Source organism: Lactiplantibacillus dongliensis (assembly GCF_005405105.1).
GTDB classification, from domain to species: Bacteria; Bacillota; Bacilli; order Lactobacillales; family Lactobacillaceae; genus Lactiplantibacillus; species Lactiplantibacillus dongliensis.
Genome location: NZ_BJDK01000030.1, coordinates 1 through 20,002, shown reverse-complemented (window position 1 = coordinate 20,002; position 20,002 = coordinate 1). Strand labels below are relative to the sequence as shown.

8 protein-coding genes are annotated in these 20,002 nt (G+C 47.0%); 7 read left to right on the top strand and 1 reads right to left on the bottom strand.

What is annotated here, in order from left to right; translation table 11 throughout:
* The 4 genes from FFM80_RS10945 to FFM80_RS10930 all read left to right on the top strand — a co-directional run bounded on the left by FFM80_RS10945 (position 1) and on the right by FFM80_RS10930 (position 12,520).
* Complete coding sequence (locus FFM80_RS10945; protein ID WP_223877344.1) at positions 1–1,059, top strand: WxLIP family cell surface protein; 1,059 nt, start codon at positions 1–3, stop codon at positions 1,057–1,059.
* A gap of 26 nt (positions 1,060–1,085) precedes the next feature.
* Positions 1,086–1,505 (top strand): hypothetical protein, encoded by a 420-nt coding sequence (locus FFM80_RS10940; protein WP_137640827.1) that lies wholly within the window; start codon positions 1,086–1,088, stop codon positions 1,503–1,505.
* The gene (locus FFM80_RS10935; RefSeq protein ID WP_137640826.1) at positions 1,505–3,064 is read left to right on the top strand and encodes an Ig-like domain-containing protein; all 1,560 of its coding nucleotides are present in this window, start codon (positions 1,505–1,507) and stop codon (positions 3,062–3,064) included. Before FFM80_RS10940 ends, FFM80_RS10935 begins: the two co-directional genes overlap by 1 nt.
* An 894-nt stretch (positions 3,065–3,958) precedes the next feature.
* Positions 3,959–12,520 (top strand): MBG domain-containing protein, encoded by an 8,562-nt coding sequence (locus tag FFM80_RS10930; protein WP_137640825.1) that lies wholly within the window; start codon positions 3,959–3,961, stop codon positions 12,518–12,520.
* A gap of 216 nt (positions 12,521–12,736) precedes the next feature.
* Here the strand turns inward: FFM80_RS10930 and FFM80_RS10925 are convergent, their stop codons facing one another.
* Complete coding sequence (locus FFM80_RS10925) at positions 12,737–15,856, bottom strand: hypothetical protein (protein ID WP_137640824.1); 3,120 nt, start codon at positions 15,854–15,856, stop codon at positions 12,737–12,739.
* A 523-nt stretch (positions 15,857–16,379) separates the two neighbouring features.
* On the opposite strand from FFM80_RS10925, the gene FFM80_RS10920 reads away from it, so the two are divergent.
* The 3 genes from FFM80_RS10920 (at position 16,380) to FFM80_RS10910 (ending at position 19,898) form a co-directional block, all read left to right on the top strand.
* Positions 16,380–16,862 carry an NAD(P)/FAD-dependent oxidoreductase gene (locus tag FFM80_RS10920; protein WP_137640823.1) on the top strand — a complete coding sequence of 161 codons (483 nt, stop codon included), beginning with the start codon at positions 16,380–16,382 and terminating at the stop codon, positions 16,860–16,862.
* A gap of 238 nt (positions 16,863–17,100) precedes the next feature.
* A complete protein-coding gene (locus FFM80_RS10915; protein ID WP_137640822.1) occupies positions 17,101–17,913 on the top strand; it encodes a zinc-ribbon domain-containing protein in 813 nt (270 codons plus the stop codon).
* A gap of 188 nt (positions 17,914–18,101) precedes the next feature.
* Positions 18,102–19,898 (top strand): BspA family leucine-rich repeat surface protein, encoded by a 1,797-nt coding sequence (locus FFM80_RS10910; protein ID WP_137640821.1) that lies wholly within the window; start codon positions 18,102–18,104, stop codon positions 19,896–19,898.
* Positions 19,899–20,002: the final 104 nt, after the last annotated feature.

Genomic DNA, 20,002 nt, shown 5'->3' with positions numbered 1-20,002 from the left:
ATGATGCGTTTAGTTAAAAGGTTATCAATATTCGGGTTGGTTTTATTGGCTGGTTTACTGAGCGGTTGGGGACGCTTAGTGAGTCAAGCGGCCAACGTTTCAAACAATGTCGGGTTTAGTGTGGCCGCCAAGTTGCCCAAGAATCAGCTTAATACCAAGAATTCATTTTATGATTTGAAGATGAAGCCAGGGCAAACGGAAACGTTGAAAGCCACGATCTATAATTCAACCAATCGCGACATTCGCGTGCAGATGGCGATTCATACGGCGTGGACCAACTCGGCTGGGACGATTGATTATACAAATGTCCCGAAGTCATTTGATACTTCCTTACAGACGCCAATGAGCAAGATCAGTCAGGTGCAAGGCGCCAAGACGATTACGGTTGCGGCGGATAGTAAAAAAGTTGTGACAACGAAAGTCAAAGTGCCCGAATCAACGGCGCATGGCGTTATCCTAGGTGGCTGGTTCTTCAAGCGGGTCGATCGTAAAGTGACAAGTTCAGTTAAGAATGCGAATAATATCCGTAGTGCGTATGCCTATGTGATTGGGATGAAGTATACAGTTGGTAAGGTACCAGCACCTAACTTGGTGTTAGGCAAAGTGAATGCCGGAACTTACAACTATCATCGTGGCATTATTGTTGATCTGCGTAACCCAATGGCGGTCATTATTCCTAATCTGAAAATGGACACGACCGTCACGACATTAAGCGATGGTAAAGTTGTGAAACACTTGAAACAAAACGATGTTCAAATGGCGCCCAATACCGTCTTTCGCTATCCAATATTAGTTGGTGAAACCAAATTACAGCCAGGTCGCTACCACTTGCATATGGTTGTTAAGAATAGTGCCCATCGCTGGGTCTTTGACCGTAACTTTACGGTCACCAAAGCCGCGGCTAAGCAAGCAAATATGGCCGCTGGTGATCGGCAGAACATGAATGTTTGGTTACTGGTCGGTCTAGGAGCACTTGGAATGTTGCTATTAATGCTATTGATTTGGCTGATTATCTACTTAGTCAAACGGCGGCGTAATGCTGATCAAGCAGAAGCTTAGTTGAAACTAAAAGGGGGGCGTTAACTTTGAGAAATCGTTTAAAATGGTGGGGATTCATTTTAGTCTTGGTATTAGGGGTTGTTGGCCCGACGACAATTGGTCAAGCCGTCACAACTTACCGAACCCAAGTCGGCGTGACGATTGTAAAATCTGATGCTGACGCCGATCAGTTACGGCAAAGCAACCAGCAGATTCCTAATGGCACACAAAATCAGTCCACGGCCGATACGATTGGACCAACTAATAAGCAGGCCCCCAAGCGAGCTAATTGGTCGCGGGCGGTTCAGTCAGCTGCAGCCAACTTACGACAAGGGCAGTTACCGCAAACAGCTGAAGTTAGTGCTGGGTTAATGGTCATCTTAGGCGGACTGCTCTTAATCTGCTGGCTGTTACTGCTGGTGATTGCTTGGCAGTGGCGCCGATCACGAGAGGGGCGTGAGAGTTAATGACATATAAGTTAATATGGCGCCGATTAGCCTTACTGCTGGTGATTTTATTAGGCGTTAGCTGGGGATGTACCCAGACTGTCAGTGCTGCTGGTTCTGGTACGTCGGGGGCCGCTACTTATAAGACCGTTAATGGTGACCGGTTATTGGCTGAAGATGGGTATGCCATTAGTAACTATATTGCCTTTTCGACCGTTACTGCGAACAATATTCAAAGTAATCGGTTGACTAAGTATACTGATAAGATTTATGTCAATGTTGACAATGATTATAAGGTGTTACAGGCAAAAGGATTTTCCTTTAGCAAAGCTTATTTAGACGTGGTTGATTCTAGCGGGAAATCGTTGATGACGAGTAAACCCGTGCAAGCGTCTGTTTCAGGGACTAGTGCCACTTTTTCAACCTCTAAACAAACTTTGAGCGTGGACTTATCAAAGTTAGGAACTCAAGACCTGCAATTGCCAATCTATGTTGGGGTAACATTTAGCTCGACGACGCCAAACCCGGATGGCAGTACACGCTGGATGGCGTATGGCTTCGGGAAGTTTGAGCAAGATGAAACGACCCTTAATAACATGAAAGATATCACGATTGATCAACCAGTTAAGTTGTACGATACCAAAATTACCGGTACAGCGGAACCAGGTGCGGCTATCTCGGCAACATTGAACGGCAACGCGGTGACGACGACTGCGGACGCGGATGGCAAGTACACGTTGACACCAACACTACCATTGATGTCTTCAGGTCAAATTACCGTGTATGAAAGTAACGATATGGGTGATACGAAGAGTGCTTCGACTGATCTTCAAATGTCAGTGCCGGTGATTTCAGCAGGTTCAAAGGATTTGACAATTACCCCGTCGAAATTGGAAACATTAACTTCGGATGCCGAGGTCATAGATTGGATTTCTAATGAGGCTAAGCTTAAAGTTCAAGACTCGATGACAGCGGACGTTGATCCTGATGCGGCTTATAGTTCAACTGACAGCGATTTAGTTAAAAAGCTGACTGATTTAGCTAGCGGCGACAGTACGACGATTGATATTGGCGCAACCAGCAAGGGTGTGAAAGCACCAGACGATGTGAAGATTACAATTACTAAAAGCGCTGGTGAACTTAAATTTACCACGGTTAGCGATAAGTTAAGCTATGGTAGCTTGCAGGTACCAAACACAACGACCTTATTTGCCCCGACAAGTGCCCCGGATGTTGAAATCTCGGATACTCGGGCGACTGGATCGGCATGGCGAGTCACGGCTAGTGCCGCGCCACTTGCAACTGCTGATGGGACTCACAAATTGAGCGGTCAATTGATGTATGTCAATGCGACTGGTCAAGCACAATCGTTGGCAACTAGCCAAACGGTGGCGAGTGGTACCCGGACTAAAGGTGAAGATAGCATCAATGTCACGAATGGCTGGGAGACCCAGTCAGATCAGCCATCCGGTATCGGCAAAGCTGGTATTTATTTGCAGGCCAAGCCTAGCATTTATACAGGTAGTGGCACGACGAGCTACAGCGGCACGGTCACGTGGGCGTTAACTGATGCGCCTTAATCGTGTGGTGTTGATCGTAAACAATGACGAATATATTGGCAAGAGCCTTAACCTGATGAGACAGGTTAAAGCTCTTTTGTGCGTCCACCCGGTAACGGTGGCTAGCCGTTAGTATGTGAAGTTAGCGTATTAATTAATAAATTGTCACTAATTATTTGATGACAATTGAAGCGTAAATCCTTGCTAATCCGCGTTGATAAAGCATTTGGCTAGCTAGGGGCTGATTTTATCGTTCCTTGTATGTTGGGAGTTTCAATACTATACTTGGATTGGTGTGGATATTAGTTATATATGAATTAGATTTTTTCGATTAATTGCTGATTACGTTCATAGCTAATGTTTATTTAAAAGATAAGAAGCAGTAACTAAATGATGACGGTATGACTGGTATAGGTCTATAAATGTATTAAATACAGGCACTTAGCAGTGATATATCGATAATGGTAATGCTAATTGACATTATCAGTTTATAATGTATAAATTAGATTATTTTAATTTTTGCCTCAAATACTTATTAATGTAAGCGCTTGAAATACTTTTAATAGGAGGCTGTTGGCATTTGTTGGGGGTTAGTTGAAATTGTCGTTGCCGGTGGAAAATTATTACTCAGTCATTTATAGGTTAACGGATGTGCTGAACGGATTAAATCAAAGTAATGTTTGTTCGAATAGTTAATTAACGTCAATCAACTGTGTAGCTATCATATTAACAACCCGTTTAAGTTAGTAGGGCCATCAATCACGCATCGCCGTATTTTAGGACGGTTTATTAGCAAGATTAAATGGCTTTTTATAAACGGCCAAAAATCACAAATGAGTAGTCTTTATAAATAAAAAACATAGTTAAGCAAGCTTGATCTGCATCGTGTTTTTAGTTAAAAAGGGGATTTAAATTTTGAAACCAAGATTGATCAGTCAAGAAATTAAAAAGCACTTTATTTTGTATAAAGGACATACGGGATGGTGTGTGAAGACGCGGATCTTTGGCGGCTTAGTCGTAACGTTATCAGCACTAACCTTGGCGCAGGCGGTTCAGATTCAGACGGCAAGTGCCGCGACGACTGGGACTGTTGTGACGTCAACGGCCCCAGCGACCCAGTCAACGGCGACTAGTCAGCAGTCGACAGCTCCAGACCGCACAGCTAAATCAGCGGCGCCGGCTAGTCAAACGGCGCCGAAAAATAGCGCCGCTACACCGACAACGGCTTCAACGCAATCGCAAGCCACTAGTAGTGCGGGTTCAATCGCAACTTCGACGACTTCACAAGCGTCATCGGCTGCCACTAGCGGTAGTAGCGCCGTAGCGCCCATTCAGACCAGTGCCAGAGCTGTTAGCCCCCGGTCATTAATGCAAGCTAGATCCGTGCGAAGTGCCGCGGTTGTTCAATCAGCGCCGACTAATAAATACCCCGTTTTATCGACCAGTCAACCAACTAATATTGGGGTAGACACGACCCAGGTTAATTTAACTGCGGATCAAATTGCCGATCACTTTACTGATACGGTTGAAAACCGTGGTGGTAATGATCAAGATGATGATCCAACTGATAACACGGTGACGCAAAAGATTGCGGCAGATGGGTCATTTCCACTAACAAGTAATGATCCGCACAAATACTATTCTTCACCTGGTGATTCAACGAGTATTCAAGGGCATCAATCCGCGCATGTTTCTTTCGAGCATGAAATTGACTTTAGTCATAATTTCTCGATGAGTGGTGCTTTGGGGATTGGGAGTAAGGATCATGGTGGGGGTGATAGTGTTGGCTTTATCTTTGCACCATGTAACCCAGTTGAAGCGGCTAAGGGCGGTTCAGGTGGTCTGTTAGGATTGGGCGGTTTGAGTAATGCTTTTGGTTTAGTCTTTGATGAATATTATAATTCAAATTACAATGATCCTAGTGATAGGCCCTATGTTGGTTGGCGAACTACTGATGGCAGTGGTGATTTGCAATATCCTGATAAAAATGATTGGAAAGCCGCTAGTCAAGCAGGTTTAAACGATCGCAGTGTTAACACGTTAAATAATTTCACGATGAACTACAATGCGACCACACAAATGCTGACGGTGGTTTTGGGAACCGCGACATTAACGCGTAAGATTAGTGATGTCAGTACCGGTTATTCGATTTCAGTCTCCGCCTCGACCGGTGGGAACCAAAACGATTATTCGGCTAAAGTAGATAAATTCAGTTATACGCCAAAAACCATTCCATTAACCGTTAAGTTAGTGGATTCGGCCGATCAAGATGCTTTACTTAATGATACCGATGTCACGGCGGTCGCCAACATTGGGGATACGATTTCGGTCTTCTCTACCCAAGCGGCGGCTGATCGGGCGGTAGCGGATGGTGAAATTAAAGATCCGTCATTAGTGACGGTGTTGCCGACTGATTCAGCGGGGAATATCTACGTCATCGATGGGACCAACGCTACTGACAATAGTGGCACGGTTCATTATATCGGCGGTACTAGCAATAAAGCGATTGCCGATGCAACTTATTACACTTATACGGTGACGGATGCCGATGATCAAAGCTTAACGGTCCCGGTCCGGTTGGCCTTTACTGCCGAAGTAACGCCGGTTGATGCAGCAACTCAACAAGCAATTCCGGGCTTAGATCCAGTAACGGTCGTGGCGGTGGCTGGTGAACCGGTGATTGTCTCTATTCCGGGTTATACGCCAACGACGGTTACATTAGCTGCGCCAGTTAATGGTGACAAGGTTGCGCATGATAACCTACCAATTGATCAAGGGACCACGCAGACGGATCCAACCAAGACAACGAGTACCACTGCCAATCCGATTGGCCATTATTATACCAGTACTGGGAAGACGGTGGACGGTCAGACGGTTACGACGAAAGCAACGGTCGGGACCGGGCAATCGATTACCGATGATTTGAATCAACAGGTTTTAGTTGATGGTAGCGGACAAGCTGTGACTAGTGGTGGCAAAGTGATTACGAACGCCGACTACTACTGGTCAACGGTGGGGACTGCTGGAGCGACGGATTCGACTGATGCGCAACAGCCGCAAACGACGGGCAGTATTCTATTGCCGACCGCGGCGACCTTAACTTATTGGGATCAACAAGCGACTGAGAATCAAGCTAAGGCGGATGATTATAAAGCCCAGACTCAAAAGCTCTACGATGACTTTATTGCGCTGTCCGGGTTGACGCAAGCTCAAAAAGACAGTGCCAAGACGTTATTAGATTCGGTTGTAGATATTTATAATCAGGTTTCAGCTACCAACGGCCAAGCGAAAGCGGCCTTTGAAGATGCGGAAGCGCAGACTGATGCCACGACAATCTATCATGACGGTCAGACCGGCTATGCCCGGTTGGAAGAAGTTAAAAACCTGTTAGTGAGTTTCAAAGCTGATTTAACGGAAATGACGACGACTAATCAAGCTGCGACTAATAGCTTAGCGACATTTAATTCATGGTCACAGGTCTATGGTAGTACGCCGCTTCAGTTCCCAACGGTTAGTTTGGGAAAGGATTTTGGGGCCGTAACGGAGACGCAATTACAAAAGCTCAATAATCCGGATTATTATCAGTACTTTGATACTGATGATCCTAATGGGGTCGCGGTGACGCCTAAAAATGTTGGTGCGTATATCTTTAAGCTGACTGATGCTGGCCGAGCTTACTTAAAGAGCTTGAGCACGAATAGTAATGCAGGGTTATATGTCTCGGCAATTGTAACGATCACAGCGTTAGATACAGCACCTAGCATTGCTAACGGCACCATCGTGTATGGTGGCGATGCAACCGGCAACTGGCCGGACTTTATCGGAAATCTGGATAAAGATACTGACGATACGCTTAGCCAGACTGACTTTGAAGTCGATGATGCGACTGGTAAAGAAGTGACCATCAGCGATCTTCAAGTCAATGGTACCTATACGATTCGGTATACTGACGCCGCGCAAACGGCGTTAACTAAAAATAAAAACTATCACTTTACGACCTTTGGCACTGCTAAGTTGGTCGTTACGCCTCGGCCAATCACTGTGACAGCGCAGGATTATGCGAAAACGTATGGTGACCCTGGCGAACCAGTGCTGGACTTAACTAGCGATTCGATTGATGGTTTAGTTAACAAAGATTCATTAGCGAGTTTAGGGGTTCAGTTGGTGCGGGCAACTGGTGAAGATGCGGGTAAATATCCGATTACGTTAGCTCCGACTGCGACGCTGAATCCAAACTATCAGGTCACAGTCACACCCGGGACCTTTACGATTAGTGCCTTACCAGTTACGGCCACATTGGCAGATGCAACCGTTGATTATGGCCATACCCCGACTTTTGTGGGTGATTTGGGCCGAGCTGATGCCGCACATCAGCTGGATCAAGCTGATTTTGAAATCGTTGATCAGCAGACTGGCAAAGTTGTGACCGCTGACCAATTGCAAGCAGGCGGCGATTATACGATTCAGTACACCGCCGCCGCACAAGCTGCTTTGACGGCGGATGGCAATTACGCCTTTACGTTTAGAACGGCGACCTTAAGTGTCAAAAAGTTAGCAATCACGGTGGTCGCAAAAGATATTAGTAAAACCTATGGCGATCCTGATCCGGTGTTAACCTTGACTGCTGACTCAGCCAAGAATTTAGCTAATCAAGATAAGTTGTCGGACCTAGGTGTCCAATTAGTTCGCGATACTGGGGAAGCTGTTGGCGACTACGCGATTATGCGAGACGCCAAGGATACTGAAAATCCTAACTATACGATTACAGTGACACCTGGAACGTTCTCAATTAAGCCATTAGCGACAACGACTAGTCTCGCTGATGCTTCGGTCGTTTACGGGAGTGATTTTCCGGAATTTAAGGGTGATTTTGGCGCAGCCAAGGCTGCCCATCCGCTTAGCCAAAGTGATTTTGAAGTCATTGAGACTAAAACTGGCGACTTGATGTCAGCTAAGCAGTTACAAGTCGGTGGCGACTACACGCTTCGGTTTACCGCCGCTGCGCAAGCTGCATTGACACAAGATAAGAATTATACCGAAGCAGCGCCATTTGCAACGGCTAAATTAACGGTGACGCCATTAGCGATAACCGTGACGGCAGCCAATAGTCAAAAGACTTACGGTGACGCTGATCCAACGCTGACGTTAACGGCAGCTTCAGCGGCGGGGTTAGTTGATGGCGACACGTTGAAGACGTTAGCCGTTGACTTAACGCGTGAAACTGGACAAAATCAAGGAACTTATAAGATTACCGGGACATCAGCTAATCAGAACTATACTGTTACGGTTAACCCCGGGACCTTTACGATTACGCCACGGGCAATCACGGTGACGGCTGATCAATTAACGAAGACCTATGGCGATCCTAATCCAATCTATACGGCTCAACTGACTGATGGCACGTTCGGCTATAACGATCAATTGAGTGACTTAAACCTAGATTTAACGCGGACCAATACCAGTGAAAATGTCGGCACATATACGATTAGCGGTCAGGCGGATAATCGTAATTATACGGTTAAAGTTAATGAGGGTAGTTTGAAGATTACGCCACGGGCAGTGACTGTTAAGGCAATCGATAATGGTAAAGTCTATGGTGCGACTGATCCTAAGTTACAGTTATTAATCCCCACAGATAGTCTGGTTAAGGGTGATAGCGAAGCTGACTTGGCGGTGACCTTAACACGCTTGTCTGGTGAAAGTGTGGGTACTTACGCGATTAGCGGAACGTCCACGAGTCACAATTATGCCGTGACAGTTACGCTTGGGCAGTTTGTAATTGCGGCCAAAGCCTTGACGGTAACAGTCGATAATCAGACTAAGCAGTATGGTGATCAAGACGCAGCGTTAACCTATACGATTGCGCCTGATAGTTTAGCGAACGGCGATGATGTCGCAGCTTTAAATATTAAAACCAATCGGGATGCTGGTGAAACAGTTGGACGTTATACGATTACCGGACAGTCCGATGATACCAATTATGCCATAACGTTTATTAACGGGACTATGACGATTAATAAACGACCAGTGACGGTAGCGGTGACTAATACGGGTAAGACTTACGGCGCGGCAGATCCTGAATTAAGTTTGACGAAGCCAACCGATGTGCTAGTTAATGGCGATACCGATGCTAACGTATTAGGCGTGACATTGCAGCGAGTAGCTGGCGAAGACGTTGGTAGTTATAAGATTACTGGTCAGGCAACTAGCGCTAACTATGACGTGACCGTCACGCCGGGGACCTTTACCATTGATCAACGGGCAGTAACGGTGGCAGCGGCTGATCAAACCAAAACGTATGGCGATGCCGATCCAACCCTAACCCTAGTTAAGCCAACCAGCGTATTAGTTAATAGTGATACTGACGCGAGTGTGCTTGAGATCACGTTGACCCGTGCGCCTGGTGAAAATGTCGGCGTTTATGAGATTACTGGGACGAGTAAGAGTAAAAATTATCAGGTCACCGTAACACCTAGCAAACTGACAATTGTTAAGCGTGATGTTAGTGTTACAGTGGCTGACAGTACCACGACTTATGGGACGCCCGCAGCAACGTTGAGTTTAACCGCTGATGCGCAAAAGGTGTTAGTCAACGGTGATACTGAGTCGGCTTTAGGGGTGACTTTGACGCGAGTTGCTGGTGATCAAGCTGGCGATTATACGATTAGTGGGACTAGTGATAGTAAGAATTACACGGTAAAAATCGGTACGGGGACATTAGTTATCTTAAAGAAGCAAGTCAGTGTTCAGGCCAATGAGTTGACCAAAACGTATGGTGAAGCTGATCCAACGTTTACTTTAGCCGATCCAAGCGCGGTGTTAGTTGGTCACGATACTGAGACTGATTTAGGGGTGACGCTGACTCGTCAACCAGGTGAAAATGTCGGCAAGTATGAGATTAACGGGACCGCGACTAGTGCTAATTATATTGTGGCTATTTCGACAGGATACTTGACGATTAAGCCGGCAGCGGCCCACGTTACGGTTGCATCAGCGGCCACGACTTATGGTGATCTACCAAGCTTTACCGGCACATTGAGTATTCCGGATATGCCAAGTAACCTGCAGCAAAGTGACTTCCAAGTGGTCGATGCTCAGCAACAGATTGTACCATTAAACGATTTGCAAGCGGGTGGCGATTACCAGATTGAATTGACCGACTTGGCACAGAAAAAAGTTGCGGCGGCCTATCCGAACTATACCTTTAATCGGATGTTGTTTGGTCGGTTAAACGTGACCAGACGCCTGTTAACGTTACGGGTCGATGACGCTGATAAATATGCCGGTACCGCTGATCCGCAGACAGTTGTTCAACTAACTGACGGCTCCTTAAAGTCCGGTGAAACGTTATCCAGCTTAAGACTTCGCTATCAACGGCCAACGCGTCAAGCTGTGGGGACGTATCCGGTTCAAGTAGCGGCGATGAATCCAAACTATGATGTGCAAGTTATTCCCGGTGAGTTGAAGATTCTGGGTCATACGGTTGATGCTGATGGCAACGTGACGATTACCGAAAAAGATACAGATGGTAACGTCGTCAAAGTGACTAAAGAATGGAATGATGGCCATACCACGGTCTATACAAATGATCCCAAGACCAATACGCAGACGGTCAGTGAGATAGTTGACGGTCAGCCGGTCAACCCACAAACGATTGCGCCATTTAGTACTGGGACCGTCTTGCCGGATGAATCTGGGGCTGCGACAGTGGTCAAAGTGATTGATCCGCAAAACCCAGAAATCACGCATTATTCAGCCGACCCTGATCATGATGGCGTGTCAAGTGCGACGGAATTGGCTGATGGGACTGACCCATTGAAAGCTGATACGGACGGCGATGGTGTCAGTGATGAAGCTGAAATTAAAGCCGGGACGGATCCCTTAAAGACCGATACAGATGGCGATGGTGTTAATGACGCTGAAGAGTTAAAGGATGGCACGAATCCGTTGAAAGCTGATACGGATGGTGATGGTGTGAGTGATGCTGAAGAGCTAAAAGATGGCACGAATCCATTGAAAGCTGATACAGACGGTGATGGTGTGAGTGACGCTGAAGAGCTAAAGGATGGCACGAATCCATTAAAAGCTGATACAGATGGCGATGGTGTGAGTGATGCCGAGGAACTCAAAGACGGTACGAATCCATTGAAAGCTGATACAGATGGCGATGGTGTGAGTGACGCTGAAGAGCTCAAGAACGGTACGAATCCACTAAAAGCCGATACGGATGGTGACGGTTTAAGTGATGCCGAAGAACTTAAGAACGGTACAAATCCACTGAAAGCCGATACGGATGGTGATGGCGTGAGTGACGCCGAAGAACTTAAGGCCGGCACGAATCCACTGAAAGCCGATACAGATGGCGATGGATTAAGTGATGCCGAAGAGCTAAAGGATGGCACAAATCCGTTGAAAGCCGATACAGATGGCGATGGCGTGAGCGACGCTGAAGAGCTCAAGAACGGTACGAACCCATTGAAGGCTGATACGGATGGTGACGGTGTGAGTGACGCTGAAGAACTTAAGAACGGTACGAATCCATTAAAGGCTGATACGGATGGTGACGGTTTAAGCGACGCTGAAGAGCTCAAGAACAGTACGAATCCATTGAAGGCTGATACGGATGGCGATGGTTTAAGTGATGCTGAAGAACTCAAGAGCGGTACGAATCCATTGAAGACTGATACGGATGGCGATGGTTTAAGTGACGCCGAAGAACTTAAGAATGGTACGAATCCATTGAAGACTGATACGGATGGTGACGGCTTAAGCGATGCCGAAGAACTCAAGAACGGTACGAATCCACTAAAAGCCGATACAGATGGTGATGGTGTGAGTGACGCCGAAGAACTTAAGAATGGTACGAATCCATTGAAAGCCGATACGGATGGTGATGGTTTAAGCGATGGTGAAGAACTTAAGCTTCATACCAATCCACTAAAGGCTGATACAGATGGTGACGGTCTGAGTGATGGCGAAGAACTTAAGCTTCACACGAATCCACTAAAAGCCGATACAGATGGTGACGGCCTGAGCGATGGCGAAGAACTTAAGCTTCACACGAATCCACTAAAAGCTGATACGGATGGTGACGGTCTGAGTGATGGCGAAGAACTTAAGCTTCACACGAACCCACTAAAAGCTGATACAGATGGTGATGGGTTAAGTGATGGCGAAGAAGTTAAATTACACACGAATCCATTGGAAGCCGATACAGACGGTGATGGCGTCAATGATGGAACTGAATTCAAGCGACAGACGAATCCATTGAAGGCTGATCAACCAGCTGACGACAAGGAATCGACGACGGGTGTTCATCAATCAACGACTTTAATGCCACGTCAGGCAAAGCACTCAGCGGATCAAAAAGCAGTAATTTTACCGCAAACTAATGAACAATCATCAAATTGGTTAGCGGTCTTAGGTATGATGCTGCTGACTTGGCTGGTTTGGCCATTTAATCGGCGTCATCAGTAAAGTACCTTTAAGCAACTGAATTAGTTAGTCTGATAACTTAGTAAAGCTTAGTTCATAAATGCAGCCACCGTGTTCCAGCCGATTGCTAATTTAGCTAAAGCAACCAGTTTACGCTGACTAATACTAAGCGATGTAGATGAAAACGACCTCATCTTCAACAGGTTAATGCCTGTTAAAGACGAGGTCGTTTCGTGTATCTTCCATTAATGAAGCCTGTTATGCATGCCGATGGAAGCTGTAACTGCCTAACAACAAACAAAGTAAGAAGCTAACGAGGCCAATCATTACTAAATCAATGGCTGGATGTTCGTTAGTCTGTGGTAACCGCTTGCCAGGAAGCACGTTGGCCGGTGTTTCAGTCTCGGCTGGCGCATTGGTCGTCGCCGCATTCGTTACGGCTGGTGCCGTTTGCGAATTTGGCTGACTAGTGACGGGGGCTGAAGTGGCTGGAATGGCTGGAATGGCTGGAATGGCGGTCGTTGGTGTTGCGATACTTGGCTTAAATGGCGCGACGGTCGGCTTCTCGGCACTAGGCTTAACCGGTTTAACCGGTTTGGCCAGACTTGGCCGACTTGGCTTGGACACACTCGGCTTATTCGGCTTGGTGATACCAGGTTTGCTAGGCTTGCTTGGTTTGGCCGGATGCGTTGGGGTGGTCGTTGCTGGGCGTTCAGGTTCAGGGGTGACAGGAACTTCCGGTGCTGGTACGCCCGGTTGTTCTGGCTGCGGTGTTCCTGGCTGTTCAGGTTGAGGCTGGCCAGGTGTCTCAGGTTCAGTCGTGTCTGGTTCGCTTGGCGTTGTGTCTGCTTCGTCGCGATCAACGGTGGCGTGCGCCGAACCGTTATTATCGTTGTCATCTTCATAGATGGCGGCGTTAGCGAAGCTGTCCTTGCCGCTGGCGGCTAAGGTCTGATAGGTTAACGTAAAGTCGTTAGTGAGCTTGCCGGTAATTGTAAAGACGAGCTGGTGCGCCACGACCGTTGCTTTAACAGGCAATACTTTACCAGTATTGTCTATCGCTTTGGCACTACCGTCGACATAGGTTAAGTCCGTACTACTGTCATCAGTGATCTTAGGATTCAGCAAGTCATTGCCATTGGCGGCAATCTTGATTGTCCAGTCAATCTTGGTGAAAGCGCCCGGATCAGCCCAAGCGGCATTTTTGGTCATCCCAATATCTTTAGTAACTGGTTGTTCGGGTTCAACCGGCAACTCATCGCGGTCAATCGAGGCTTCCGCTGACGCATTGTTGTCAGCGTCGTCTTGATAGATGGCGGCGTTGTCAAAGATGGCAGCACCAGTTGGTTTAGTCGTTTGGGTTTGGTAGGTCAAGTGTAGGTTTTCCGTAAACGTGCCACTTAACTTAAAGGTCAGCTCAGTGCCCTTTGCGGTAATGGTCAATGGAATGCTCGTGCCGCTGGCGGTGTAAGCTTTGGCACTGCCGTCAACGAACGTTTGATTATTGGTAAATTCGTCAATAATCTCCGGGTTGACGAGCTTGTTCCCATTAGCAGCTACTTCCAAACCCCAATTAATCTTGGTCTGATCGTTCGGGTCAGTCCAAGCCGCTAGTTTCGTCATTGCAATTGGTTTGGTGGTTTCATCAGGGTTATTCGGTTCAACGACGGGACCTTCGCGATCGAGGGCTGCTTGTGCCGTGGCGGTATTGCCATTGTCGTCGTGGTAAACGGCGCTATTTTCAAACGTTTCGTCACCAGTTGCATTGTCAGTCGTCGTCTGATAGCTGACCTTCAAGGCCGTGGTATAGGTGCCGGTGACTTTGAAGGTGACGACTTTACCATTGGTCTCAACGGTAAATGGTACCGCGGTCCCCGTCGTATCGGTGATCTTAGCACTACCGCTGAGATAGCTATGGTTGGGACTGAGCGTGTCGACAATGACGGGATTGGCTAGCTTTTGATCGTTCGGTTCAACGACTAGCTGCCAGTCAATCTTGGTAAACTTACCGGGGTCGGCCCAAGTGGCGGTCTTGGTCATGTCAATGGGTTCTTCCTCGCCAGGTTTGTCTGGTTCGGTTGGCTCAGTGGTTCGGTCGATTTCAGCCTGCGCAGTTGCGGAATTCTGATTATCGTCGCTGTAGTAGGCGATGTTAGCAAAGGTTTCGGTGCCGCTTGGCTGGTCACTTTCGGTCTGATACGTGACGTGTAAGTCGGTATCAAACGTCCCAGTAATCTTGAATTCAACTTCAGTCCCGTTAGTTTCGGCACTAACGGTGGCCGCCTGACCGGTACTGTCGATGACGCGAACACTGCCGTCAACGTAACTCTGGTTGGCACTTAGCTTATCAACAATGACCGGATTAACCAGCTTGTTCTTGTTAGCTGAGATGGCCAGCGCCCAGTTGATCTTAGTGAAGGTGCCGGGATCAGCCCAAGCAACAGACTTCTCCATGGTGATGGGTTCCGTCGGGGTTGGTTCGGGCTCCTTCAGCGTGCGGTCGATACTAGCATTCGCGGAAGCGTTGTGACCGTTATCATCATGATAAACGGCCGCATTCGTAAAGGTTTCTAAGCTTCGCGATTGGGCAGGGTACGACGCGTTTGGTGTTGTTTGATACGTGATCTTAAAACTGCGTTTGACGGTGGTCCGCAAATGAAACGAGAGCGTTGAACCCGTGTTCACGGTTGCAACGGGTAAGGTTTGCCCGAGCGAATCGGTCGCGCGCGTGCTTTGCGGCACGAAGCTTTGGTTATCGCTGAGCTGATCATCGATGACCGGATTATCCAAGGTGTTACCGTTGGCGTTGACGCGAATCGTCCAGTTAAGCTTGGTTGGGTGATTCGGGTCGACCCAGCTGACGCCTTTAGTCATGGAAATCGGCTTCGTTGGCGTTGGGGTAGGCGTCGGCGTTGGTTCCGGTGGTGTCTCTGGAGCGGCTCCGATGACACCGATCCGAATAAAACCGTTACGCTGCGACATGCTTTGTAACCGGCTATTTAACGTAATCAGACCTACGTGTGACCCGGACTTAATACTCGTTACCCCGCAGACGCCGATACTGCCGGAACCTGCCAGATCAAAGGAACGGTCACCCACGACTTCTACGTTATTTGGGACGTAGAAGTGGACGGTATCGCCACTTTGAATCCGAGCGGTATTTGAGATTCTCCAGTTATAGTTAATCGTATATTCCTTATCCGGCGATAGCGCCGCGCTGTGCGAGACGATTCTACCTCGAGCGTCTTTGATGACACAGCTATTGGCATCCAGACCGGAAGCTGTCACTTCTTTCGCTTGGCTAATCAGTGGTGGACTTAAAATCATGATGATTAGACCTGTAACCGCTAACAAAAGGTATTGCCAAAATTTGCGCATCTTAACTCCCTCCAATCAATGCCTATTGTCTAACCCTAAGCGCAATTAATGCACTTAGTAACTTTAAATCTAGCACGGGTCACGGTCGGTTAAGCAGGTGAGGGATTATTTGGATAGCTTGCAAACTGGTGATTTTGATGGTGGCGATTAGGAAGAATAATCTTATTAATGCGGGGGTGTCCGTTAACGGTCTGAATGATGATTATTTTACTGATGGGTGCTTTAAAGTAATTGTTTTCAAAATTAAATATTTTAATCCCCTGACCGTTTTAGGAATCAGTCTCTTAGCTAGCGCAAGTGAATTGGAGTCGCTTAGCAAAACTTTTAAGACTGTACCAATTAACGCCGGACGGATCAGAATTGGCTCAGCAGCCACCACGTTCCAGCCAATGCTGGTCCAACCAGAGTGGCAAGTTTAATCTAACTAATACCTGCCATAGTTTACTAAATAAAGTGTAACCGCTTGTTTGGTTAGTTCGTTTAATTTACCATAAAGGCAATTAATGGCGAAAGGGATGACCAATTGCGGGCTAATCAGCCGTCAATTTACGCGCTTGGGGACTGCGCGGCAGCTGGGGTACCGAAGTTGGCGAACTACGCTATCTATCAAGGTAAGTACTTGGGTGATAGCTTGGTAGCGCCAGTAGTCTTTCCAATTAAATATCCGATGCCAGTTACGGCCGTCTTCAGTCTGCCACGATTAGCCCAAGCCGGTGTTACCGTTATGCAAGCCCAAGCTGAGCCTGATCAGTATCAGATTAGAGAAAAATCATTAGCGCATTGGTTAAATTACCAGCGTCAGCATGATGACCAAGCGCGGTTAAAATTGATTGTCAATCGGCAAAACCAGCTTGTAGTTGGCGCGGAAGTCTATAGCACCACAGCTGATGAGTTGATTAATGCTTTAGCAATCCTGATTCAACAGCGGGTGTCGGTGACACGGTTACATGATTTGTTTTTGGCTTATCCGAGTGTGGCTACGGATTTATATGGGATTTGGGTTTAGTAAAAGGCGGTGCTAATTTTTGAGATTAGCGCCGCCTTTTTATTGCCCACCGGCTATTGAACGCAATCGGCGGTGAGCATTGCTTTCAGAAAAAAGAAGAAAGTCCTGCAAAATGCCGAGGTTACGTTATAATAATAGTTGCATAAAAGATTAATGTGCTTTTGGCGATGTGCAGGTGACCAACCAAAGTCAGGTTAATCGGGGGTAATGATTATTATTAAAGGGAAGAGGCAGTTAAATGGAAGAAACAAAGTTTTGTCCTCATTGTGGGACTAAAGTCGGGGCAACGGTGAAGTTTTGTCCCAAGTGTGGGTTTAAGCTAACAAGTGATGAGGCTACTGCGAAGCCGCAAGCAACTGAGACAACCACTAAGACAGCCACGACGCGGACGACCGCTAATACGACCAATCAGTCAACGGGTTCTGGCAGTGATTTTAATGCGCGGTTAGATGCGATGATGAAGTGGATTATGGCGAACTGGGCCACGACCGCAGTTATTGTTGTTGGTATCTTCGTCTTCTCGTTTCTCATGCGGGTCTTGTTCTACCATGCGTCATTAGGCTGGATTGCTGTGATTGCGGCGGTTGTCTGGTTATATAGCTATGCGTGGACTAACGGGGTTGAACCAACGAGTATGGAACAACAATTACGGCACGTGACGAAGAGCGGTGTTAATGCGGTCAAGACATCTACGCAGACCCATGCTGATACGACCGCGTCGCAAGCGCAACCGACTGCGAGTCAAGCAACTGCTGATCCCATTCAAGATATGACCCAAGCAGCTGGCAGTAATAATATTTACGTGCAAGCTGCCCCACAAAGCAATGGGATTGGGACCGCGGGCTTTGTCTTAGCCTTGATCTCATTTCTATTCTCTTGGATTCCTGGCGTTAGCTTTGTGGTTTGGTTCTTAGGGATGTTATTCTCATTTATCGGGATGTTCAAACGACCACGGGGCTTAGCTATTACTGGGTTTATTTTATCGTTTATTGATTTGATTGTTATCTTTATTATTTTGAGTGTGGGCATTGGCGTGCTCAGTTCATTATAGAAATTAAGCTATTTTTTCAGAACGTCTTGGTCTGTCAATGTTATGTTGGCAGGCCTTTTTTAGTTGGTCTAGTCTAAATGTGCAATTAGTTGACGGGGTAAACATTATTAATTAATATAATTGTGATTGAAAAATACATATATTTTTTAAATAATATAAAAAATCGTTATTGAGAAGGAGGATTAGCCATGCGACAAGTTAATAGAATGTTTGGTCTGATAGCAGTGGTCGCACTATTAGGTCTGACGACGGTGTCGGCCAGCACGAACTGGGTGATTGCCGCGGAAACTAACCAATCCTCAGCAATAACAGCCAGTGAAACGAGTGACCTCACGCAGGCTAGTCCGAGTGGCATGGCTATTGCCAATGCTGCGTCCGATAATTCTGAAACCACGGAAACTACTAATGCCGAGCACACTAGTCAATCCTCGGCGACTACTAGTAGTTCGGCTACGAGTGACAGCGCCGCGACGGACAGTGCGGACTCCTCATCAAGCAGTACAAAAAAGACGTTAGCCAAAGCGGCTGCGCTGAGTACCGGGACGATTGTCGCCGGACAAACATCCGGTCAATTGGGAACCGTGACGTGGACGATTACGAATAAAGTCTTGCATTTAAGTGGCGGTAACTTTGGGTCATCATTGTACGAGTATCAACACAAGGACAGCCCAACGTCACCGTGGAATGCGGTCATGACAAGTTTTACCTCGATTTCGATTGATGGGCCAATTACGGCAAATGCGGGAGCCGATTACAGCTATTTATTTGCCAGCCTGACTTCAGCCGCGTCAATTAATGGGTTGAGTCAGATGGATTTCAGTCAGGTCACGAGTGCTTACTTGATGTTTTGGGGCGATAAAGTTACGACCTTAGACTTAGGTAACGCTGACTTTTCAAGTATGACAGATATGAACGCGATGTTTTCCGGGTGTTTTGCGTTAACCACTTTAGATGTTAGCAAGTGGAATTTATCGCATGTAACCACGATTGGTAGTCTGTTCTTCAGCTGTAGTGCCCTCACGAATCTGGATGTTAGTCACTGGGATGTCAGCTCAGTGACCGATTTTAAGAGTACTTTCAGTTATTGTAAAGCGATCACATCACTGGATCTCTCTAATTGGGATATGCGCAAAAGTACGACGCAAGGGAGTTTGTTTGCGGGGATGAGTCAGTTGGATCGCTTGACGTTAGGGACTAATACCAAAATCAACGCGTCGAACTTGCCAACGCCGCCAACTAATACGACGTATAACGGTAAATGGGTCAAAACCGGCAGTAGTACGATGTATACGCCGGCTGATTTGATGGCGAAATATGATGGCAGTAGCGCCATGACTGGGACGTATGTCTGGGCGAGTGATGCGATGGTTATCACGAAATATGTCGACGAAGATGGCACTGAACTGGCCACGGCGGATGTTCAAAATGGCGCAGCCGGCAGTGCTTATACGACCTCGGCACCGGATATTACCGGTTATACATTGAAGACGAAGCCGGCCAATGCTACGGGGACGTTTACTAATTCAGTGATTACCGTGACGTATGTCTATGCCGGTAAGCTATTCTTCCAGTCGGTGCCAACGGCGTTTGATTTCGGTAATCATTTGATTTCGAGTGCGACCGAAACATATGCGTTAACGAGTACGACTGGGGACTTGAAAGTTCAAAATAACGGTAAATTAAACTCAGGTTGGACGCTGTCGGCCAAGTTAGCGACGGACTTTACAGGTGCTGATACTGGTGCCAAGCTCGGGGCAACGCTCTATTATCAGACAAGTGATGGTACGAAGATTCCGATTACGACTGCTAGTGATACAGCACTAATCTCGAACACGACCACTAATCATGATCCCGTGGATGTGACCGGTAATTGGTCTAGCGATGCGGAAGGTTTGAAGCTAAAAGTCGCGGGTGGTACGGCGCGACAAGACAGTTATCATGCGACGGTTGATTGGAATTTATCGAATACCGTAGCGAATAATTAAAACGGACAAAAGATTGGATGCGATATCGGCGCGGCTCCGTGTCAAGTAGACAATCAAATAATTAAAATTGTTATGCAATTTTCTTGACGGCATGATTTCGGTAT